This window comes from Maribellus sp. YY47, assembly GCF_023111095.1.
In the GTDB taxonomy this organism is placed as follows: Bacteria; Bacteroidota; Bacteroidia; order Bacteroidales; family Prolixibacteraceae; genus Draconibacterium.
Genome location: NZ_JALGYW010000022.1, coordinates 53,329 through 76,278, shown reverse-complemented (window position 1 = coordinate 76,278; position 22,950 = coordinate 53,329). Strand labels below are relative to the sequence as shown.

General features: G+C 45.0%; 14 protein-coding genes and 2 tRNA genes. 2 read left to right on the top strand and 14 right to left on the bottom strand.

Going from position 1 to position 22,950, the window contains the following annotated elements; translation table 11 throughout:
- Positions 1-3: 3 nt before the first annotated feature.
- From MR764_RS16550 to MR764_RS16525, 6 genes are all read right to left on the bottom strand, one after another.
- On the bottom strand, positions 4-1,722 hold the full coding sequence (locus MR764_RS16550; protein ID WP_247980557.1) for an FAD-dependent oxidoreductase: 1,719 nt from the start codon (positions 1,720-1,722) through the stop codon (positions 4-6).
- Positions 1,723-1,757: 35 nt separating this feature from the next.
- Positions 1,758-3,971 carry a hypothetical protein gene (locus MR764_RS16545; protein WP_247980556.1) on the bottom strand — a complete coding sequence of 738 codons (2,214 nt, stop codon included), beginning with the start codon at positions 3,969-3,971 and terminating at the stop codon, positions 1,758-1,760.
- Positions 3,972-4,160: 189 nt separating this feature from the next.
- Positions 4,161-5,966, bottom strand: coding sequence for a RagB/SusD family nutrient uptake outer membrane protein (locus MR764_RS16540; protein ID WP_247980555.1), 1,806 nt, complete (start codon positions 5,964-5,966; stop codon positions 4,161-4,163).
- Positions 5,967-5,977: 11 nt separating this feature from the next.
- Positions 5,978-9,331: a TonB-dependent receptor gene (locus MR764_RS16535; RefSeq protein ID WP_247980554.1), complete on the bottom strand. Its 3,354-nt coding sequence runs from the start codon at positions 9,329-9,331 to the stop codon at positions 5,978-5,980.
- Between the two features lie 154 nt (positions 9,332-9,485).
- Positions 9,486-10,466: a FecR family protein gene (locus MR764_RS16530; RefSeq protein ID WP_247980553.1), complete on the bottom strand. Its 981-nt coding sequence runs from the start codon at positions 10,464-10,466 to the stop codon at positions 9,486-9,488.
- A gap of 94 nt (positions 10,467-10,560) precedes the next feature.
- Positions 10,561-11,169, bottom strand: coding sequence for an RNA polymerase sigma-70 factor (locus MR764_RS16525; RefSeq protein ID WP_247980552.1), 609 nt, complete (start codon positions 11,167-11,169; stop codon positions 10,561-10,563).
- A 495-nt stretch (positions 11,170-11,664) separates the two neighbouring features.
- Between MR764_RS16525 and MR764_RS16520 the strand changes: the two genes are divergently transcribed.
- Positions 11,665-12,930 (top strand): DUF2264 domain-containing protein, encoded by a 1,266-nt coding sequence (locus MR764_RS16520; protein WP_247980551.1) that lies wholly within the window; start codon positions 11,665-11,667, stop codon positions 12,928-12,930.
- A 14-nt stretch (positions 12,931-12,944) separates the two neighbouring features.
- Here MR764_RS16520 and MR764_RS16515 read toward each other — a convergent pair whose 3' ends face one another.
- The 8 genes from MR764_RS16515 to MR764_RS16480 all read right to left on the bottom strand — a co-directional run bounded on the left by MR764_RS16515 (position 12,945) and on the right by MR764_RS16480 (position 21,437).
- Positions 12,945-15,092 (bottom strand): molybdopterin cofactor-binding domain-containing protein, encoded by a 2,148-nt coding sequence (locus tag MR764_RS16515; protein WP_247980550.1) that lies wholly within the window; start codon positions 15,090-15,092, stop codon positions 12,945-12,947.
- Between the two features lie 24 nt (positions 15,093-15,116).
- Positions 15,117-15,593 (bottom strand): (2Fe-2S)-binding protein, encoded by a 477-nt coding sequence (locus MR764_RS16510; protein WP_247980549.1) that lies wholly within the window; start codon positions 15,591-15,593, stop codon positions 15,117-15,119.
- Positions 15,577-16,239, bottom strand: a complete 663-nt coding sequence (locus tag MR764_RS16505) for a nucleotidyltransferase family protein (RefSeq protein WP_247980548.1) — start codon at positions 16,237-16,239, stop codon at positions 15,577-15,579. The genes MR764_RS16510 and MR764_RS16505 overlap by 17 nt, the downstream gene beginning before the upstream one ends.
- Before the next feature lie 131 nt (positions 16,240-16,370).
- Positions 16,371-18,050 (bottom strand): carboxylesterase family protein, encoded by a 1,680-nt coding sequence (locus MR764_RS16500; protein ID WP_247980547.1) that lies wholly within the window; start codon positions 18,048-18,050, stop codon positions 16,371-16,373.
- Positions 18,051-18,153: 103 nt separating this feature from the next.
- Entirely contained in the window at positions 18,154-19,323 is a 1,170-nt protein-coding gene (locus tag MR764_RS16495) for an alpha/beta hydrolase-fold protein (protein ID WP_247980546.1), read from the bottom strand.
- Positions 19,324-19,795: 472 nt separating this feature from the next.
- Positions 19,796-19,870: transfer RNA gene (locus MR764_RS16490), tRNA-Val, on the bottom strand.
- Between the two features lie 96 nt (positions 19,871-19,966).
- Positions 19,967-20,041, bottom strand: a tRNA-Val gene (locus MR764_RS16485).
- A gap of 100 nt (positions 20,042-20,141) precedes the next feature.
- Entirely contained in the window at positions 20,142-21,437 is a 1,296-nt protein-coding gene (locus MR764_RS16480; protein ID WP_247980545.1) for a folylpolyglutamate synthase/dihydrofolate synthase family protein, read from the bottom strand.
- A gap of 98 nt (positions 21,438-21,535) precedes the next feature.
- Here MR764_RS16480 and MR764_RS16475 point away from each other — a divergent pair, with 98 nt between their 5' ends.
- On the top strand, positions 21,536-22,870 hold the full coding sequence (locus MR764_RS16475; protein ID WP_247980544.1) for a PhoH family protein: 1,335 nt from the start codon (positions 21,536-21,538) through the stop codon (positions 22,868-22,870).
- Positions 22,871-22,950 lie beyond the last annotated feature (80 nt).

Genomic DNA, 22,950 nt, shown 5'->3' with positions numbered 1-22,950 from the left:
AAACTAACTATTAGGCCAGTGCGTTTCCAGCCCCTGGCTTCTGATCCAATCCTGGAATTCAGTCAATAAATTTTTCTGTTCGCGAACAGCACGCGGCGGTACGTTTTTCTGCCGTGCAAAAGCCACAAGCATTCCCACGGCTTCACCAATGCTCCACTCCACCGGATGCAAACGGAAACAACCGTTGGTAATGTGCGTTGTGCCGACGTTTTTATTGGCCGGCAACACATTATTCATTCGTTGTGGCAGCAAGGCGCCCAGTGGAATCTGGAATGGAAGCGAGCCAAAATCGACATAATTAATACCCTGGCTGCTCGGATGCAAATCGATATGGTAATAACCGGTTCCTACGCTGTCGTAAAAATCAGCCGATTTCTTTCCGGCCTCGTCACCAGCCACCAAACGGCGGTTTTCGGCTCCCACATGTTCTTCCAACACCGTAAATTCAGCTTTAATTCTTCGGGCTTCGCGGATGTAAGGATATTTTGCCATACCGTCTTCGGTGCCCATTACATCGCCACGCAAGCGTAGACCAGCCCATCCCTGTCCGCCATCGGGACGAGGCGCTTCGGTTTGCAACCAGTAAAACAACGACAGGTTTAATTGCCGCGCACCTTCCACATGCTTCTGAAACTCCTTTTCACTTACGTCGATCAGGTTCCCCAGGAAATAGTCGTTTTGAGGCCAGTTTACAATGGTGATGTCGCCATCGTAAGTTCCCGGAGCAAAATTTTCCTTGTTAATCAACCGACGGTATAACCACAGGTTCAGCATGTTTCCGGTTTTCTTTCCTTCGGGATGAAAGCCCAGTTTTTTGGGTTTCAGCGTTCGCGGATCGGAATAATGTAAATCCAGTAATTTTCCTGCCCAGGGCGTATCCATTTGCGGCACATAATTGCTCCAGAAATCATAATCTTTCGGACGATCGATCACATTGTTCACGCCCGGTTGGTAATCCATCGCAAAACACAAAGTGAAGGCCTGGTTGTTTTTCGGATTGCCTACTTCCGGCGCATGTAATTCTCCCGTCTCACTTTTCGACTCGGTTCCGGTAAGGTATTCGGTTCCGGTAAGCGGCAGCAGGTCGCCACATTCGGTTGCATCAATAAAATACGATGCATTCAGCACAATGCTCTCATCGTTTTTCAGATCGTGTGCCCTGATCGCCTTTACTTCATCTCCCGTTACGTCTGCCGCATCAATTTTATGCTCGGTCAGCAATGTCAGCTTTCCGGTGCTGATAAAAGGCAGTAACATTTCTGTCAAGACGGCTACTGTTACGCGCGGTTCGTGACAAATCCGAGACACAGATCCATCGCCCGGATTCAGGTTGGAGCGACTTTTAGCCTCTTCGGTTAACGGATAATTTCGTTTATAATAATCACGGATCCTGTTTCGGTAATCGCGGTACGACGCGGGAGCTCCGTGCGTTTCAATCCAATAATGTTCATCGGGCGGAACGCCTTGTTGCGACACCTGTCCGCCAATCCAGTCGGTTTCTTCGGTTAAAATTACTTTTAGCCCGTTACGACAAGCCGCCAAAGCTGCAGCGCAACCGCCCAAGCCTCCTCCGGCAATCACCACGTCGGCAGCCAGTTCCTCTGCCTTCTGCTTCATTTTTTTTGAACGATTTGTTGTCGCCGCCTGTGTAATGGAAGGTGCCGCGAGTAAAACCCCGCCACTTCCGGCTGAAACCAATGATAAAAAATTCCGTCTCTTCATGTTCTATTTTTTAGATTGTTTCTATTTATTTCCTTTCAGCGCAAAATGCCCTGTTTCCATAGTTTTTTCACTTGTTTAGGAGACAACTCAAAAACCAGGTAACGCCGGTCACCCGCAGGCAAAACAGCTGTTTCTCCCTCTTGCTGAATACCGAGCTCCTCTCCCACTTTTTTGAACAGCTGCAAACGACCGGCTTTTACCGGCAATTGCAATTGCCCCTCCCCCCGGGCATGCCAATACACCACGCAGGTTTTACCGTTGCGGCGAAACAAAAAGGCACGTAAATAGGTATCGCTTCCCTCCAGCTTTTCATAAGAAATCAGCTCCAGCTTGTTCGCCTCATTTCTCAATAAGAAATGCTCCTGTTCCGGATTCATTAACTGCTGTTTTTGTTCGCTTGTCAGTAAACTGTTGATGCGCACTTCTTCCCAATTCCTGATCACCTCCAGATTGTCAGCCGTGCGGGGATGTTTCCGGAGTTCGTTCAATTTGCCCATTAAAGCAATCGGGCAATCCCAGGCAGCCGCCCTGCTGCAAATAAATTCGTACATATCGGGTTGCATGCCGACAGAGGTACTATCGGGCGCGAGGTAATCGTTCCATCCAAAATTGATGGAAGTAAAATCCTGAGCCGTATATTTTGCTGCGTACATAGGATATTTTCGAGTAGCCTCGCGGATGTATTCCGGACGAAACAAGTCGAAAGCATTGCCCCGTGTAATGATGTGCCAGCTAAAATGCGACTTGGTAGCTCCTTCTGATAAAAGAGGAGCAGGATGAATATGATTGTAAACAGCCAGTTGCGCCCTGGGTACGTTGTACCAATAAGGCGGATGAACATCTTCAGCGCCGTCGAAATAAATGAACTCAAAACCGGCTTCGCGGCACAGATTCCCGATGCGCTCGCCCACCTCATCCTGAATACTTGTGTTTTGATCGAACCGCACAAACAACGGCCAGGTGTCAACATCGAGTAACCCGAGCTTGAATCCCACTTCGAAATGGCTTACCGTTGACTTTAACTCTCCGCGCTTACACCCCGTAAAACAATAGGGCCGCTCAGTGGTGTATCCTTCGTAGGCCACCAGTTCGTTCCCGATTTTTAACATCCGGCGTCCATTTTCCAGCGTACAACCTTCGGGATTTTCCTCCACCGGAATTGTTATTGCATCGGCATCGATGGCCGCTGCCAGGGTAAACATCCGGCGCAGGTTTAGCCGGTGGTCGGGCACCGGGCTCACATAAGCATCGTTTTTTGCGGCTTTGTTGTAATGAATATGAAATCCGGGAATCATCCCGGCATCTTTTATTTTTTGTGTGATGGTTTGCAAATCAGCCATGCCGTTTGGATAAGCCGGCAGCCAAGGAAAATGCCCCATCGATTCAGCAAAATCGAAATAATACAACACCATCATTTTAAAACCACCTTGTTTGGCGTAAGCAATGTGTTCGTCGATGTTGTGGGTTCTAACTCCCCGAAGTTCGTAATACGAATATTTGTAGGCTTCGCTGCGGCGGCTTTCCACCCCCGGCGGCAAATGGTAATCGCGTTCCAGACGATCGATACGATCCAGCAATTTTTCGTTGCTTGTCGTGATCAGCGCAGCTCCCACATTCATCAATTTCACGCGGTTGTCCATCCCGGCGTAAAGCAGCTGGTACTTGCCTTTGTCGAATGCATCGATACGGGCAAACTGATCGGTAGCCAAAACGTTTACAGCTACTTTGTCGTCCCAAACCACATTCAGCCATTCGCCAAAATGAGTGCGTTTTTTCACCGGCAGTTGCAGCAGCGTAAATTCATCGATTTCTGTCTTTCGTTTAACGCCGAATTTTTCAATTTCGTAATCGAGATCCGTCAATTGAAAACCGATGTAATCGTCGGTAATATTTAGTGTAATAGTAGCGGTATAGGCAATTTCCTGAAATCCGACTTTTAAGCGGTCGCCTTCGCGCCAAAGTGTATCGGCGGCAAAAGTCCGCGGTTTTGCCGGATAGGTTAAAAAAAGCTCGTTGTCGTACGGGCGGTACTCGGTAAGTGCAAAAACCGGGGTGTCGGTTCTTTTCTCCAGACATTCCTGCTTGGTGGGTTTGTGGACTAAACTTACTGCCTTTCCATCGCTGCTCAAAGTCAGCGCCATTTCGGCGTTTTCAATGACAACGGTTCGCGTTACTTTTTTACCCGCTGCCGCTTTCACATCAGCAACCGTAAAAAAGGCTATAACGAGGATTAAGATAGAAAGGCGCATAATTTTCAGATTTGAATAAGTTTAACATAAAGATTTGATCTTGCACATAGCAACCACTCTTTGCCGGATATACCATTTCCTTTCTGTTACCGTTTGGTAACTTTTAAAGCAATAAAAAAAGGTGATCGATAAAGATAGATTACAGAGAGGAACTAACAAAATTCCTCTCTGTAATTATCATGCAGAAATCTAGTAACCCGGGTTTTGTTCCAGGTTTGAATTCCGGTCGATTTCTTCCTGTGGAATCGGGAAAAGCTCGAATTTATTTTCCCAGAAACGGTTAACGTCTCTCACTTTCAATTTGCTTTTGTAAGCGTCATAGTTTGCAATATCATTCAGATCGTGCAGGGCTGATTTATGAAAGTTAGGAATCATATCAGGAGTTACATCATTGTATCCACCGGCAGTAATATATCCGTTTGCGTCCCACGCCGTCGCCACCGGATAACCGTAACTTGGGCTGTCGTTCTCGATGGCGCCAATTCCCCAACGACGCATGTCCACAAAGTGTAATCCTTCGGCAATCAACTCAACTTTACGTTCACGACGTACAAGTTGCTTCATTTTGTCCTGGTTTCCTTTGCGATCATCCGAAACATTGGGCATACCTGAACGATTACGCACCTGATTGATGGCATCGTATACCGAGTCGTCCAGTTCATTCAATTCGATTTTTGCTTCGGCATAGGTTAACAATACTTCGGCATAGCGCATAACCGGGATATTATAAGTGGTTTTATTGATTGCCTCATCGGTAACATTGGCAAATTTTCTCCAAATGTAACCGACACCACGATTCACAAAACTGGTCCATGCGGCAGCACTGTTGATATCAGCGTTGTTTGCGGTATACCATTCCCCGGTAGTGAAGTTATAGAATTGAGTGGTTGGATTAAATCCTTCCAATACAAAACGAATCCTTCCGGCGTCTGTTCCGGTAGTATTTCCCTCAACTGTATCGCCATGCATCCATAAGGTCGCTCCAAAGCGCGGATCCCTGTTTTCTTTTGGATTTTTAGGATTGTACAGCGGCGATTCATCGATACGCTTTCCATCGATACATTCGTAGGTATCAGCCAGAATTTGCGAAGGATGTCTTCCGGTTTGTCCATAGTTTCGCGACACAACACCAAAAGCCATAACATGCGCTTTTTGATCGCCCTGATCGGAATAGATAACTTCGAACATCAGCTCATTACGTGCATCGGCTTTGGCTTGTCCGGTTTTATTAAACAAATCGTCGAAATTGGCAGCCAGTTGTCTTTTCCCGATTACCTGTTCCGCTGCATCGGCTGAAATTCTGAAATATTCAGCTCCTTTGTTTCCATAATTCAAACTTCCACCCAAAAGCGCGGCACGGGCTTTCAGTCCTAAGGCTACTGCTTTATCAACGCGTCCACGGTCGGAGGCAATCCAGGGCAGGTCCACAGCTGCTTCATCCATCTGTTCGAGGATAAAATCAAGAATCGTCACTTTTGAAACTCTTTCATCTGCGTACTGATCAATCGTAACAGGCTCAGAGTAGAAGGGCACATCGCCATAAGCTGCAATCAGGTTATAATAAGCGAACGCACGAAGAACTTTTGCCTCGGCCAAATACTGTTTTGAGTTTCCTTCGAGCGTTTCCAGGTAAGGCGCAGCACCGTATAACACCGAATTGGCCCGGGCTACAATGTAATAATTGTAGGTCCACCACGACTGAACGGCAGTATTATCCGGATTTAACCCGCCACCTGCACCCACAGTCGTATTCTCGTCACGCTCCATACACAAAGCAGTGAAGTGATCTAAGAAAAGATAAGCCGATAAACGGTTAATACTGAAATAAAGCGTATTATAAATCCCCGAAACTCCAGTTTCAACCGCTGCTTCAGATTTATAAAACCCCGAAGATGCATAGCTGGTTGGCGTTCTGTCCAAGAAATCGTCGGTACAGGAAGCAATAAATACCCCCAGTGCAACTAGTAATGATATATATAGTGATTTCGTCTTCATTCGTTCAAATTTTAAAAGTTAATATCCATTCCAAATGTAAATGTCTTCATCAACGGATAGAAGTTACCTCCCGATACCGATGATTCCGGGTCATAACCTTTGTAGGCATCCGAAATCGTAAATAAATTCTGACCACTCACATACAGGCGCACTTTCGACAGGTTAACATGCTGCAAAACGTTTTTAGGAAGTGAGTACCCCAATACGACGTTTTTAATCCTCATATAAGCACCGCTTTTCACCCAAAAATCAGACACAATGTTATTCGGGTTATTTCCTGAACCATCGATCAACAGGATAGGAAATGCTGCATCACGGTTGTCCTCGGCCCAGTAGTCGAGCTGGTGTTCGAATATGGTACGGCCCACATAGAACGGACGCGCACCGGCACCGGTATAAAAGATGTCTTTTTTACCTACGCCCTGAAGAAACAATGAAAAGTCAAATCCTTTCCAGTCGGCACCAAGGTTCACGCTGTATTCGTAGCGAGGAGATGGATCGCCGATAATAGCCCGGTCGAATTCGTTGATTACGCCGTCGGGAGTTCCGTCAGCGCCACTCAGGTCTTTGTATTTGATATACCCCGGTTTCACATTCGCCTTTGCACCATATACTGCCGAAGCATCAATTTCTTCCTGCGACTGGAAATAACCGTCTGTGACATAGCCATACCACGATCCAATCGGATCTCCTTCACGGGTGATCTGAGTTCCCACGTATTCTTTGCCGTACAAATTGGTTACTTCGTTTTTCACATCCGAAATATTGGCGGTAATGTGATAGTTGAAATCTTTGATTGCATCGCGCCAGGTCAAAGAAAGATCCCATCCGTTGTTACGCATCGAACCTGCATTTTCCCATGGAGAAGAAAGCCCGACATACAATGGAATTGGGAATTGCTGCAACATGTCTCTAATGTTTCGCACGTAATAGTCCATGGTCAAGCTCAGTTTTGAACTCAGAAAATCGGCATCAACCCCAATGTTCATTTGAGTTGATTTCTCCCATGAGATTTCTTCGTTGGCCACCTGAGTTTGCGTTGCACCGGTTCCTAAAACCTTGTTGAACCAGTAACCGTAACCGGTTGAAATGGTCGCAGCATACGGGAAATAGCTGTAAATATCCTGGTTACCCAGCGTTCCGTACGATCCTCTCAGTTTTAAGTTGCCAACTACTTGATCGAAAGAATCCCAGAAATTTTCTTCTGAAATACGCCATCCGGCAGAAACCGAAGGGAAAAATCCCCAACGGGAATCTTTCATAAAACGGGAAGAAGCATCCCAGCGACCGTTCAATTCGATAAGATAGCGTTCTTTAAAGTTGTAATTCAACCTTCCGAAGTACGACATCATAGCCCATTCCCAATGGCTTCCACTATTGGTAGCGGTAGCAACATCGCCGTGGTCGATATCTTCAAATCCGGCAAATTCGAACCCTCTTCTTTTTGCTGAGAACGAACGTCCCAATTTCTCTTCGCTTTGAATACCGCCAAGCACTTTCACGCTATGATCTCCCAACTGACGATCGTAAGAAGCCTGGAAGTTAAACTGATTGGTAATCATCTGCGACCATCCTTCGTATTTTTCGGTTCCGGTTGCCGGGTACGATGTTTTATAAACGCCACCTTCATAGGTATCGTAGGGTTTCAGGAAATAATCCGATTTGGTTTCCAGCCGCCGTGAGCTGTAACTGGCAGATACATCCAATCCTTTTAACGGATTAATTACCACAAAACCTTTTACACCCAATTCGGGAGATATAGCGGTATTTATTCCTGATGCTTCTGCGCTCGCAATAGGGTTGTCACCATTCTGACCGTAGCCCCAGGTTCCATCGGCATTAATTCCGGAGAAAACCGGAACAAAAGTAGTTGCTTTACTAATGATCCCCTCGGGGCTGTCCAAACTTGGAGTAACGGTTGTCGACTGGCGAATATTCACATCCACTCCAACTTTCATCCAATTTGTAATATCGGCGTCAGTATTCAACCGCAAAGTCATTCGTTCATAATCATTATTGGCAATCTGCCCATCCTGATAATAGTACGCAGCATTACCAAAGAAGCGTACTTTTTGAGAACCTCCGCTAAGGCTGATTGAATTGTTATGCGTAAGCGCCATATTTTTAATGATCTCACTTTCCCAATCGGTATCGTAGCGGTTAATATTATCGGCGCCTAAGGTTTTAAAATCGTTGATCAGACTTACGGGGTACTGAGGCTCCTGGTCTGAGTTGGCGCGGGCTACGTTAATTGCTTCCATGTAAGCCACCGCGTTAACGGGTTCCGGCATTTCTGTCGGCATGTTTACTCCAACATAACCGTTGTAGGTTACATTTAAATTGCCGTCTTTCGAACGTTTTGTGGTAATCAGAATCACACCGTTCGATGCTCTTGATCCGTAGATTGAAGCCGAAGCTGCGTCTTTCAGAACCGAGATCGACTCAATGGTATTCATATCGATATAATTCATATCGCCTTCCACACCATCAATTAACACCAGTGGGTTCGACGATGAGTTTAACGAACCTGTTCCGCGAATGCGAATGCTGGCGCCATCAGCTCCGGGCCGTCCTGATGATTGAACAACAGAAACGCCGGGGATAAGCCCTTGCAAAGCATTCGAAGTGTTGGAAGCACTTCTTTTAACGATATCCTCGCTCGTTACATTTTGAACTGCTCCGGTGAGGTTAACTTTTTTCTGAACGCCATAACCTACCGCAACAATTTCATCAATTCCAATCATATCTTCCACCAGGGTAACATCAACCTTGGTTTGGTCACCTACTTCAACCTCTTTGCTTTTCATTCCCACAAACGAGAATTGCAACACGGCGCCCTCCGGAACATTAGCAAGCGAATACTCTCCGTCCACATTGGTAACCGTCCCGTTGGTTGTACCTTTGAAAGTTACACTAACTCCGGGAAGAGGCTCACCGTTTTTGTCGGTAACTTTTCCGCTAACCATTTTCTGTTCAGCATCCGAAAACTCCTTTTTAGACAGTTTCGAACTCGGGCTGATAACAATATAGCGGTCGACCACTTTATATTCCAAATCACTACCTTTCAGAAGATCATCGAGTATTTTCTCAATTGTCACGCCTTTTACGTTCAGGTTAACATGATCAATACCAGCCACTTCATCGTTTTTATAAAAGAAGTAGAAATCGCTTTGTGCTTCAATTTGCTCAAACAGTTCAGCTAACGTCACGTTACTGACATCTATCGATACTTTTGTTGACTGGGAGTAGCTTTTTGCATTCACTGCTACGACACCTAGCAGGAGCATTAAGATCGTTAGTTTCATAACTTTAATCATTTTATTACACCCGACCAACAGGGCATAACTCTCTCGTTTTTTTTTCATACTTTTGGCATGTTTAATAATTATTAATGATTCCGTATGGAATTGTTTTTAAACATCCTGAGGGAGTTGGCGCTTCCCAGGATTTTCACTGAGCCGGCATTATTGGCGTAATGCCGGTTCGTCGTTTTAGTTTGATTTGTTTCTACATAGGCACTTACTTTTCTTTCGATAATATGATTTCGTTTTTATCTTCACTTTTTTGAATCACCTCAAAATTGATGGGTGACGACAACTTGATGATTTCCAGCACCTGATACAATGGCTTATTTTTCAGTATTGTCCCTGTAAACCGGTAATTCTTGATTTCTTCGTCCTTGAAAATAAATTTTACATTATACCACCGTTCAAGCTTCACTATAATCGGCTCAAGTCTTTCGTTATAGAAACTAATTTTTCCATCTTTCCACGACGAATAAAAACGGGTATCCACTTTCGACAGATATATTTTGCTTTCTGAAAGATTGTAACTCGCCATTTCCCCCGGTTTTAGTTCAATAATCTTTTCTCCCTTTGGGCTAAGCAATTCTATTTTCCCTTCAACTAAAGTTGTTTCCAGTAAGTTATTGCCCGGATAAGCATTGATATTAAAGCTGGTCCCCAAAACCTTAACCTGCATCTCGTCTACCTTTACACTGAAAGGATTTTTTTCATCTTTTACCACATCAAAAAAGGCTTCTCCGCTTAATTCCACCTTACGGTTTTTTGCATTAAATGCGTTGGAATAACGAATTGTCGACTCGGCATTCAACCAAACATGGGTTCCATCGGCCAATACAATTTCGGCAATCTGCCCCGCCGGACAAATTACTTCATTCATGGACAGAGGCGCTGTACGGTCGAAATAATGCTGCAACGAATACGAAATGGCCACCGCAAACACCAACACGGCAGCATATTTCAGAACACTTCGCAAAATGGTGTAACGAGGTTTTACGATCTGTCGCGAAAGCTTGTTGTATTCAGCCTTCAGGTCGTCGCCGGTATCGCCAGCTTTGCTCAACGACCACGTATTTTTTACAGATATATAAAATTCTCTGGACTCCTTATTCTCCAACAGGTGCTGAGAGATGGTGTTTTTCTCGTCAACATCGCTGATGTTTCCCAGAGCATATTGTATGATTTTTTCCTGATCCATTTTTTCTCGTCTGATAGTACAACAACAAACGTTTGTTTTACCCTAGGTCTATAACCAAAAAAAATTAAAAAATTTCCGAAAATTTTTAACCGACTTAAATGATCGTCAGCAAAAGCGTAAAGATTTCCGAAGGGAAATGCTCTTTTAGCCTTTTCTTAAGTAGTTTCAGCGCCTTCGACATTTGGCCTTCGACGGCCTTTACCGAGATTCCGAGCTGGTCGGCAATCTCCTTGTTCTTTAGCATTTCGTAGCGACTTAGCTCAAACACACGTTTGCATTGCGGAGGCAGTTCTGCAATGGTGTTTTCGATAATCGCCTTTAATTCATTAAACGAAAGCACATCAAAATCGAGATGACTCAAGGCCTCGTAATTCAAAAGCAATTCGTTATAGCGGTATTTTAAGTGCTCTTCGTATTTCTGCTTTACCTTTATTGTTTTCAGGTAATTCAGCGATTTATTTCTTAACACCTGAAAAAGGTAGGCCTTCAGATCAGAGTCAGGATTTAAGGTTTCATGCCTTTCCCAAAGCGTTAAAAACGATTCCTGAACCAGGTTTTTAGCCACTTCCCTGTCGTTTACGTATTCTGAAGAGAAAGCAAGTAAGCGGGGAAAGTAGGAATTAAAAACAATGCGAAAAGCCTTTTCATCTCCCCGCTTTATCAGATTTAGAAGTTCTGTATTTAATTCCTTATCCTGAATCATATTCAGTCGATTCAACTTAATTTCGCCTACAAGATAAAAATTAGAGTTGAACAAATACTGATTTTTTCAGTGTTAAAGTCGCTTGCGTTCTACTTTAGGGAACTTACACACAGGAACAGAATCCGTCGCCGATATGTAAATTAACCACTATAACAAACAGTTAGATTCTTCATACAATTGAACAGCCTGCCATACCAATCAGTGAAAAATTGTCTGAATTTTCTCAACAATTGATCAAACATGTCCGACATAAAACAATTAACTGAGCTGGATCAAGCTTACAAAATACCCTTTGCAGTGAGGCTATATATTCCCTGTTTCGTTAATTTGTTTTGCTTATCAATTTTCCATTTTAGAAAACCGCTTTGATCTCGTCGATGGAAAGATTGAACAACGCCCCGGTGATCTCACCTGCAATGCTGGGTTCAATAACTAAAATATCGTGCAATTCTCTATTTTGTTCTTACTTTTGAAAGTGAATCTATTTTTTAAACCATGATAAATCGAAGAAACTTCATTAAAACTGTACCGGTGGTGGGTGCCGGAGTTGTACTGTCCAATCAGGTAATCGCTCAACCCGAATATGCAAAAGACAAACTCCCCGAAAATCACCGGGAGTACTGGGTGCAGCTGCTAGATAAGGTATCGGGACCGGTTCTGGAGGCAGGAAGCCAAAATAAACTAAAAGCTACCATGCCGGTTGAAACAACTACCGGGGCCAAAAAAAAACCATCCACTTACCTGGAAGCCGTGGGAAGATTACTCGCAGGAATCGCGCCCTGGATGGAAAGCAATTCGGGAAATTCTACTGAAAGCGGGCTAAGACAAAAATACCGGGAGATGGCATTAAAAACCATCCATAACATTACTGATGAAACTTCGCCCGATTATCTGTTTGATCATATGGAGCCTCAAATGCTCGTGGATGCTGCTTTTCTGGCTCATGCCTTTTTGCGGGCTCCCCAACAGCTTTGGCTGGCACTTTCTGCCGACACGAAAAGCAATGTTGTAAAATGTTTTGTGGCCACCCGCGAAGTAAAACCGTATTATTCCAACTGGCTGCTTTTTAGCGGAATGATTGAGGCGTTCTTCCTGAAAAATGATTTGCCTTTCGATATCATGCGGCTTGATTTCTCGGTGAAAAAACACCAGGAATGGTATTTGGGTGACGGAATGTACGGCGATGGACCGAACTTTCACTGGGACTATTACAACAGCTATGTTATTCAACCCATGCTGATGGACATTGTAACCGTTATGCAGGAAAAGAAGAAATTTGACGACCGCTCTACCGAGGAGATTGCAAAAAGATTTACACGTTATGCTGCCATTCAGGAACGACTGATTTCTCCGGAAGGAACTTTCCCTATTATCGGACGGTCGATTCCTTACCGGATGGGAGCCTTTCAGCATTTGGCGCAGGCATGTTTACAAAAAAGACTTCCCGAAATTGTTAAACCTGCCCAGGTGCGTTGCGCCTTAACAGCAGTTATGCAACGCATAATGAGCGCCCCTGGAACATTTGACGAAAATGGGTGGTTGCAGATTGGGTTATGCGGGCACCAACAGTCGATTGGCGAATCGTATATTTCTACCGGAAGTTTGTATTTGTGTTCTACCGCTTTTCTCCCACTCGGACTCGCAACGGATGACGAATTCTGGAAAGATGCTGATGCGCCGTGGACGAGCGTTCAGATTTGGAGCGGAGAGGATTTAAAAAATGACCATGCAATATACCAAGAAACAAAAGGCTGTCGATGACAGCCTTTCCTATTTCATACATTTTTTAATGCTTCCAAAATCCGTTGGGGTGTCATCGCCATTTCGAACAAACGAGCGCCGGTTAAATCATAAATCGCATTGTTGATCACAGCTCCCATGCAAACAATGGCAGGCTCGCCTCCACCCTGCGGCGGTGCATTTCTGTCCAGAATCTTTGTTTCAATTTCCGGAATCCACGAGAAACGAGGGATTTCATAGGTATCAAAATTGGAAGTTTTTACTTTTCCTCCTTCAAATTCAACAACTTCTTTGAGTGCGTACCCCATGCCCATGTTAATACATCCTTCCATCTGAATAGTGGCTCCTTGCGGATTCACACAATAACCCATTTCCTGTGCACACCAAACTTTCATCACTTTTACCTCGCCTGTTTTGGCATCCACATCCACTTTGGCAATGTGTGCCACGTAAGTACCGGCATCCGAACCAATCGCTACTCCGTAACCACGCTTGCTTGGAGATTGGGCAGGTTTCCAGTCGGCCATTTTTGCCACTTCGGTCAATACATCGATGGCCCGCTGATCCGTCAGATTTTTTAGTCGGAACTCCACCGGATCAATTCCTGCCTTTGCTGCCATAATATCAATCTGAACTTCGCGTGCAAAAGTATTCGTGCTGTTCCCGGGGCCACGCCAGGCTCCCGTTGGAAACGGATGAATACCCGGTGCCCGCCAGCCCCGTCCGTAAACAGTTCGTTTTTGGTGCGGAACATTGTACATCGTTTCGGCGCCGCGGTCTCCGGCATAATAAACATGGTAGTCCCAAAACACGATTTTCCCTTTTTCATCTACTCCCGAGTTGATTTTAACAATCGCTGCAGGACGGAATTCATCGTAGAAAAATTCTTCCTGACGGTTCCAGTCAACCATCACAGGCTTTCCGGTTATTTTTGCGAGTCGCGCAGCCTCTACTGCCTGCTGGTGCGCCGACTTTCCTCCAAAACCACCTCCCAGATACGGAGGCTTTACCCGCACTTTTTCTTCCTCAAAACCCAAAACACGCGCAATGTTGCTTTTTGCCGGAAACGGTGTTTGCGTTCCGGCCCAAACCGTCATTTTCCCGTCTTCAAGAAAAGCCATGGCTGTATGCGGTTCCATTGGTGAATGCGCCACATACCCATCGTGAAATTCGTTTTCAAATGTATTGTCAGATGATTTTTTCCCTGTTTCCAAATCGCCCTCGTTGATATTTACATTGCCTTCGGGGGCATTTTCATTCAGATAAGCAAAAACATTTTCGTTGCTGACCGGCTTTTCATCGCCTACAAATTCGGCTTTAAACAAACGCCGTGCTTTGTCTGCCATTTCAGGATCTTCGTGCAAGGCTGCCACCAAATCGCCATCCTTTACAATTTGAACACCCTCCACTTTTTCAGCTTCCGAAGTGTCAACCGAAACAAGCTTTGACGCATGCGACGGTGGACGAAGGATACGCGCATAAACCATCCCCGGAAGACGAATATCTCCCGAATATTTGGCTTTGCCTGTTACCTTTTCAACACTATCGACCCGAAACCTGGGCTGCCCCATGATTCGAAACTCTGAATAATCTTTTACCTCGGGCTTCTCAGTCAAAAAGCGTTCGATCTTTTTCCCTTCTGTTAACTGCGAATAGGTAACCTTCTCCTTTTTATCTTTTCTTTTGAATATCACGCCTTCGTTCACGTCCAAATCTTCAAGGGGAACGCCAAGCACTTCCGCTGCCTGGATTAAAAGAACCATCCTTGCCTCGGCCGCTGCCGCACGCAAATAAGGTCCGAAAGCCCGGGTGGACAAAGAACCGAAAGTTCCCATATCCCACGGACACAGATCGGTATCGCCCATTACCATTTTTACTTTTTCGAAGGCCACATCCAACTCATCGGCCAGCATCTGCGCCAGTCCGGTTATCACGCCCTGCCCCATTTCAATCTTTCCGGTGAAACAGGTAACCGTTCCGTCTTCATGAATCTGAAGAAAAGCATTCAGATCATTGGGAAGACGATTCTGATCTGCTTCGGCAGCCATGATTTCCATTGCACTACCTACCCGAAAGAAAATATAAATACCGCCTCCCATTAAACGGAAAAAATCGCGGCGTTTGATTCCCGGAAAGGAACTATGACTTTTCAGATAGTCTTTATAATCGTTGAACTCATCCATCTTTTCTGATTTTAAATTCGGGTATTACTTTTTGTTGCGCATACCGGCAGCCGCCGTTTCAATAGCTTCAATAATACGGTTGTGAGCACCACATCGACAAAGATTGTTTTCCATTCCCCAGATGATATCTTCATGGGTTGGATTTGGATTGTCATTGATCAGACCGACAGCATTCATGATCATTCCGGGTGTGCAATACCCGCACTGAAGCGCATCATTATCGACAAAGGCCTGCTGCACCGGATGCAACTTGTCGCCATCAGCCAGTCCTTCTATGGTGACAACACTTTTTCCGGCCACTTCACCAAGATTGGTGATACAGGACCGGATCGCCGAACCGTCGATCAAAACAGTGCAGGCGCCACAATAACCTTCTCCGCATCCGTACTTGGTACCCGTGAGGTTGAAATGCGCACGCAACACCCAGAGCAAGGTTTTGGATGCATCGAGTTGAACAGAAACGCTTTTACCGTTCAACCTGAATTCAATGGTTTCCGTCATCGTAAGTATCTTTTAGTTTTTGGTAATCTTCCTGCGTATCCAAATCTTCAACGATCTCTGAAGAATCTACTTCCAATTCTTTTACTGCCTCCGGATATCGTTGCAGTAATTCGCGTAATCCCGGATTTCCCTTTAGCCCGAACATTTCTTCCCGAAATTGCAGATCAAATAAAACCGGGTGTCCCCTCTTCCCTTTCCAAACCGGGAGAATGATCTTTTTGCCTTCCTTTTGGTAAATTTCAATGATCCTGTTGATAACCGAAGTTTGAACCATCGGCTGATCACCCAGCATCACCAGAACAGCATTCACTGTCGAAGGAATCGTCTTTATTCCGCAAAGCACCGACGAAAGCATTCCATCCGGGTAACTTTCATTTACTACGATCTTAACGTCCAGGGGTTTTAAAAGCGACTCAATTTCTGAACGATGACTCCCGGTAACGACCAAAACCTCATCAGCATTTGAAGCCAAAGCCCTTCCGACAGTTGCCTCAACAACTGTTCTCCCGTTCCAGGGCATCAGTAATTTCTGCTGCTTCATGCGTGTTGATTCTCCGGCCGCCAGAATCAGGCACCAAACTTTCTTTTTTAAGGATTGGTTTGTCTCCCGTGAATCGTCTGCTGAATTTTGGTAAGTGCTTGTCATTCTTCAAATTTAAGAAGAAAACATGATTCCTTCAACCTTCCTTATAACGCGTTTTATGCTATTTCAGTTATCAGGAGACAGGTAACAAAAAGGACCGGTTTTATGCCGATCCCTTCTATCTTTTTAAATCCTTATATCATTTCCCGGCCTTCACGGTCAGGATCGTTCTTCACTTCGCAAACATCATTGAGAATCATCGTCTCGCCATTCTCGACCGTAAAAGCCGGCCACTGCGGCAAGCTTCCACCGTTTGGATCGCCGTTTCTCATAAACTGAAGCAACGCGTCCGACATCTTTTCCGAGAGTTTTCGGGGTCGTGCACCTCCGCCGGTATGCGTCAGCATCAGGTCGGTATTGTAAAACCAGAAACAAATATCAAGACAATGAAAGGCCCGCATCCGGTTATCGAATAATGGCGGTTCCCAACCAAACCATGCCACATAAACGGGCGCTTTCTGATTTGATTTTGCCGTGGCCGTCTCCACGACACCTTTCCGGTTGCTAGACACCAGAGTCATCACCTCGATTGGTTTTGCATCCGGAAATGCTTGCGCGTAGGCATCGTACACGGCAGCTGCATTGTCTCCTAAACCACCTCTGAATCCTGCCCGGTTTTTCAACATTTCTTTGGCTTCATCGGCAGTAATATTTTCCATCTCGGGCATGGTACGCGCCATTCCCCATTCGTGAAATGTGCTGCAAATGAGCATTGGAACATCAGATGATACACCATTCCCATCTGAAAAGAAAGTTCCCTTCGGAATGTTGATACCATCAGCAACCGGAGCAAAGCCAAAACGGCGAGAGTCAGCATTGCCAATATCTTGTCTTAGTTTCTGACTGGCCCTGTTGGCAATCAAAATATATTCTTTCCAGGGAATGTCCTGCAGCTTGTCAATTTCCGAAGGTTTCAGACCTGCTTCTTCCAAAACATATTCGCCAAGTTTTCGCGACATTTCCTGGTCCATCGCGCTTGTAGATGAGCCACTCAAAGGAACTGCCCGATGAATCAACCCGGCTGCTTTTGGCATAGCTGAAAGAACGCAAACTTTTGCGCCACCACCCGACTGCCCCATGATGGCAACATTTCCGGGATCGCCGCCAAAATTTGCAATGTTTTCGTTTACCCATTCGAGAGCTGCTACCATATCGAGCGCCCCAACATTTCCTGAATGCATATACTTCTCTCCACCCACTCCGGAGAGGTCGGTAAACCCAATCGGGCCAAGACGGTGATTGATCGATACAAAAACAATATCGCCTTTGCGACTAAGATTTTCGCCCATATAACCGTCTTGCTCGATACCGTTCCCATTCGTGTAGCCGCCACCGTGTAACCAAACCATCACCGGGCGCTTTTTATCATCGATCGCCGGTGTCCAAACATTTAATTTCAGACAGTCTTCGCTCACATCGTCGTAATTCCAATGATCGACAAACGAAGAATAGGCATTCCCATACCGGTTGTCCATGATTTGCGGAGCACTGTTCCCCCACCAAACCGCCGGACGGACGTTGTCCCAGGACTCCGGTTTTTGCGGAGGCATAAAACGGTTTTTTCCACCGGTATCTGCCCCATAGGGAATGCCCCGAAACTGAGTAATCCCGCGAAGAATAAAACCCCTCACTTTACCATAAACAGTATCTGCAATGGCAATATCGTCGCCAATGAACAAAACCTGTTCGTCTTCGTCGTTATCTGTTTTTGCTGCAGGCACAGCACAAGAAGCGAGCGGCAAAGTTGCAGCCAGCCCAAAACCGGCGACACCTGCTCCCATGGTTTGAAAAAAATCTCTTCTGTTGGTTTTCATTGATTCGTTTTTGTTGATTTAGTTTTATTGAAATTGTTCCCAAAAAAGAACCGATTCCCTGCTCCAATCAGCATGAGGAACGACGGAAAAAATCGCTTCCCGTTTACTTAAATAACAAAGGAGTAAATTCAGATAAATATACGCGCCAGTTTTTCCAGATGTGTCCACCGTCGGTCTCAGTGTATGTATATTTCATCCCCATATCATCCAGTTTTTGACGGTACTCGACATTTGCTTTGTAGAGAAAATCGTCTTTCCCTATTCCAATCCAGTAGAGTTTGTACCCGTTCTCCATTTGCTTTTTAAGCGTACCATCAATGTCATCGTACACTTTACTGGTGGCATCGGCACGGGGCATCAATGCTGCGGAAAACAAACCGACATAATCAAAAGTATTCGGGTAATACCGCGAGATATGCATGGAATGATATCCGCCCATCGATAAACCGGCAATCGCCCGGTTGGCTTTGTCGGCTTTCACCCGATAATTGCTTTCCACGAATTTTATGATGTCCGTGAAATGGGCCTCGTAAGTTCCATCCATGGTTTTTTCGACCATAAACTTAGGTTTGTAAAAACCTTTATTGCCTTCCCCCGGAGCTGCATCCTGGATCACATTTCCATTCGGCATTACCACAATCATCGGTTTCGCTTTCCCCTCTGCAATCAGATTATCCATTATCTGAGCTGTTCTTCCAAGGGTGATCCAGGCTTCTTCGTCGCCACCCGCACCATGTAGTAAATACAAAACAGGATATTTTTCAGAGGAAGTTTCATAACCGGGAGGAGTGTAAACCGTAATTCGCCGATCCATTTCCAAACCGGGCGAATCGTACCACCGACGGGTTACCGAACCATGCGGAATATCGTTTACTTTATAAAGATCGGCCTGGTCTCCCTCAATGATGAAAATATTCATCAACGTTGCCACGTCCCGGATAATAAACGGATTGTTTTGATCCACACTGCGTACACCATCGATTAGAAAATAATACGTATACAGTTCGGGGACCAGTTGATCGGAGGTATAACTCCACAATCCCTTCTCATCTTTTACCATGTCTGCCGAACCGGGAACCCACCCCTGCGAGGGCATCCAGTCGCCCGAAAGCTTTACTTCTTTTGCATTTGGCGCCATTACCCGAAAGGTAACCTGATGTTCGGCACTGATTTCCGGAGATACAATTTCCTGTGCTCCAAACAAAGCTTGTTGCGCCCGGAGCGTTGGAAGTGTCAGAAAAAATGCTGTTAAAAACACTAACGTTCGTTTCATTGGTTTAAGTTTATTATTGAATTATTTACCAGATTATCAGCTCGTAGGAAAAATAAGTTTCATGTTCTTATTAATATTCCTTCGTATAAATTTAGTCTGAAATGATTGAAATTACCCTTTCGTTTTCTTTGCCATCAACATTTTCAATATCACAACCACCTGTGTTTTACTTTTCTCAACATAAAAAATAGCATTACTTTATAACCCCTTGTTTAGTTTCTTTTACGGATATGTTTTGAGATAATAAACGTATATGCTACTTTTATAAAATCAGTTGAAGATAGTTTTTTTGTCATTGAAATCAAACATATCTGTCAATTCAACTTTAGTAAGGATTATTGAAAAGCGATCGTAAGTATAGTTTAGTAAATCTTGCTGAAGTTCTATTGGAAACCTAGAAATGGTATTCCTAACCATAGATCCTGAAAAAGGAAAAAGGCCGACTGTCATTCGACAAATCGACCTTTTTTTGTGGGCGATGACGGATTCGAACCGCCGACCCTCTGGGTGTAAACCAGATGCTCTGAACCAACTGAGCTAATCGCCCGAAAATTATTCTCTATTGCTGAACGTCTCCTTCCTTACCGAAAGGACAGTTAAACCAAAAAAGGCCGTCCGTCATAAAACGGATCAACCTTTTTTGTGGGCGATGACGGATTCGAACCGCCGACCCTCTGGGTGTAAACCAGATGCTCTGAACCAACTGAGCTAATCGCCCGAAAATCGTTTTCTTGTTTCTGAACGCGCCCTCCTTTTCAGAAAGGCGCTGCAAATATAGAAGCTATTTTTAGTTCTGCAAAGAAATCTCAAAAAAATCTTCAGATAATTTCAGCGACCACAAAGGTGCTGCCCCCAACAAAAACGAGGTCTTTTTCTCCGGCATTTTCCAGCGCTTTTTTGAAGCCCTCATTCACAGAACTATATGTATCTCCTATCAGCCCGAAACCGGCTGCGTGCTGTTTCAACACCTCCGCATCCAGCGCCCGCTCAATATTTGCTTTTACAAAATAATAGCTTGCATTTTTGGGTAAAAGCCCCAAAACTTTGTCCGGATTTTTGTCGCCGACCGTACCAAAAACAAAGTGCAATTTTTTATGTGGAGTAAAATTAATCTGTTCCACCACCTCTTTTATTCCGTCAGAATTGTGGCCGGTATCACAAACCACCATCGGATTAGCTCCAATAATCTGCCATCGTCCCTGTAATCCGCTTGCCTCTTTCACCTGTTTCAGACCGGTTCTTAAATCCTGTTCAGCAATTTTAAATCCACGGTCGTTTAAAATGTCTACAGCCTTTAAAACAGTTGGAAGATTTTTATGCTGATACAATCCGAGCAGATCAAGTTTCAGATCACGATAAAAAGGCTCGTTGTTTTTGTCCACCTGCAGGTTTTGCATGCCGTCTACTCCCCGGGTCGCATAAGCCACCTTATATTCCTGATCAGCAAAATAAATAGGTGCGTTCACTTCCCGGACTTTATTCAGAAACACTGCTTTTGTTTCCTCCTGCGTTTCGCCAATCACAACCGGAATATTCTTTTTGATGATTCCCGCTTTTTCTCCCGCGATAAGTTCAAGCGTTTCGCCCAACAGGTTGGTATGATCGAATCCGATGTTGGTAATAATACCCACTTCAGGCATAATAATATTCGTCGAATCAAGCCTTCCGCCCAATCCCACTTCAATAACCGCCACATCTACTTTTTGCTGGGCAAAATAGTCGAATGCCATGGCAACGGTCAACTCGAAAAAAGAAGGTTCTATTTTCCACAACTCGTTGTTAGTACGGTATTTTTCCACCCAGTTCACCACCTCCTCCTCTCCGATCATTTTGCCGTCGATCCGGATGCGTTCCCGAAAATCCTTTAAGTGCGGAGAGGTGTATAAACCGATTTTATACCCGGCAGCTTGTAAAACGGTAGCCAGCATGTGCGAAACGGAACCCTTGCCATTTGTGCCCGCTACATGTATGGTTTTAAACGAGCGGTGCGGATGCGCATAATATTCGTCGAGCAGTAAAGTGTTGGCCAGGGTATTTTTATACGCCGCAGGTCCCATGCGTTGAAACATGGGCAGGCGGGTAAAAAGATAATCAAGTGTATCGCTGTAGTTCACGTCAATCTATTTTATTAACGGGTGCAAGTTTATTAAATTTTAAGGCATTCTCCCGGTTATCCCGTCAATTTATCTACATTTAAGAAATTCAATTTGATATGCTTAGTAAAACTGCAAAGAGTAAAATTTTCGTTCTGGATACGAACGTAATTTTACACGATTACACCTGTATTTACCAGTTCCAGGATAACGACGTTATCCTTCCGATCACTGTATTAGAGGAGCTGGACAAATTTAAGCGCGGCAATGATCTCATCAACTTTCAGGCTCGTGAATTCACCCGCCTGTTGGATGAAATTGTAGGAGATGAACTATTTAACGGCGGCAAATCGCTGGGACAGGGAAAAGGCAAGCTGAGAATTGAAACAGGAAAACCCTTTTCAGATGAACTAAAAGCTTCTTTCAAAGAAGACATCCCTGACCACCGAATTCTTGCCATCGCCGATTACATTTCGAAATCGTACCCTAAACGCAAATCGATTCTTATCACCAAGGACATCAACCTGAGGATGAAAGCCAAATCGCTGGGAATCCAGGCCGAAGATTACAAAACCGACCAGGTCACCGACGAGCACATCTTGGACAAAACCGTTACTACCTTTGATAATTTCGACGATTCACTGATCGACAAGTTGTACAACCAAGGAAGTTTCGCCAAAGACGAAGTGAAGAAAGACTTTAAGCCGGAAGCTAATGAATGCTTTATTTTCCGAGGAAGCTCTTCGAGCGCACTGGCTCGTTACGACAACAAATCGGAGCGAATTTACCGGGTGGAAAAAAATTCGGCTTACGGAATCAAACCACGAAACGCCGAGCAAACCTTTAGCTTAAACATGCTGATGGATCCGGAAATCAGGCTAATGGCGCTCACCGGGAAAGCCGGAACTGGAAAAACCCTGCTGGCGCTGGCAGCTGCCATAGAGCAACACCGCCAATACGAGCAAATTTTGCTGGCCCGCCCGATTGTGGCACTCAGCAACCGCGACCTCGGTTATTTGCCAGGCGATGCGTCCGATAAGATCAGTCCGTACATGCAACCGCTGTTCGACAACCTGGCCGTAATCAAGCATACGTTTAACCCGCGAAGCAACGAATACCAGCTGATCGAGGAAATGGTGAAGGAAGAAAAGCTGAACATCACTCCGCTGGCCTACATTCGCGGGCGTAGTTTATCAAATGCTTTTTTCATCATCGACGAAGCACAGAACCTGACTCCGCACGAAATAAAAACCATTATCACCCGTGCCGGAGAAGGAACCAAAATGGTGTTTACAGGCGACCTTCAGCAGATCGACTCGCCTTATCTGGATATGAAATCAAACGGATTGGCTTACATGACCGACCGTATGCGCAACCAGGAACTGTTTGCCCACATCAACCTGTTGAAAGGCGAACGCAGCTACCTGGCCGAACTCGCAGCAACGCTGCTTTAATAAAATATCCCCGGAGACTTCCATGTCTCCGGGCTTTTATCTTCCAAAACACTGAATCACACTCAACTTGCAAATCCATT

Coding starts and splice junctions, on each gene's coding strand:
- MR764_RS16550 (WP_247980557.1), bottom strand. CDS start 1,722: ATGAAGAGACGGAATTTTTTATCATTGGTTTCAGCCGGAAGTGGCGGG.
- MR764_RS16545 (WP_247980556.1), bottom strand. CDS start 3,971: ATGCGCCTTTCTATCTTAATCCTCGTTATAGCCTTTTTTACGGTTGCT.
- MR764_RS16540 (WP_247980555.1), bottom strand. CDS start 5,966: ATGAAGACGAAATCACTATATATATCATTACTAGTTGCACTGGGGGTA.
- MR764_RS16535 (WP_247980554.1), bottom strand. CDS start 9,331: ATGAAAAAAAAACGAGAGAGTTATGCCCTGTTGGTCGGGTGTAATAAA.
- MR764_RS16530 (WP_247980553.1), bottom strand. CDS start 10,466: ATGGATCAGGAAAAAATCATACAATATGCTCTGGGAAACATCAGCGAT.
- MR764_RS16525 (WP_247980552.1), bottom strand. CDS start 11,169: ATGATTCAGGATAAGGAATTAAATACAGAACTTCTAAATCTGATAAAG.
- MR764_RS16520 (WP_247980551.1), top strand. CDS start 11,665: ATGATAAATCGAAGAAACTTCATTAAAACTGTACCGGTGGTGGGTGCC.
- MR764_RS16515 (WP_247980550.1), bottom strand. CDS start 15,092: ATGGATGAGTTCAACGATTATAAAGACTATCTGAAAAGTCATAGTTCC.
- MR764_RS16510 (WP_247980549.1), bottom strand. CDS start 15,593: ATGACGGAAACCATTGAATTCAGGTTGAACGGTAAAAGCGTTTCTGTT.
- MR764_RS16505 (WP_247980548.1), bottom strand. CDS start 16,239: ATGACAAGCACTTACCAAAATTCAGCAGACGATTCACGGGAGACAAAC.
- MR764_RS16500 (WP_247980547.1), bottom strand. CDS start 18,050: ATGAAAACCAACAGAAGAGATTTTTTTCAAACCATGGGAGCAGGTGTC.
- MR764_RS16495 (WP_247980546.1), bottom strand. CDS start 19,323: ATGAAACGAACGTTAGTGTTTTTAACAGCATTTTTTCTGACACTTCCA.
- MR764_RS16475 (WP_247980544.1), top strand. CDS start 21,536: ATGCTTAGTAAAACTGCAAAGAGTAAAATTTTCGTTCTGGATACGAAC.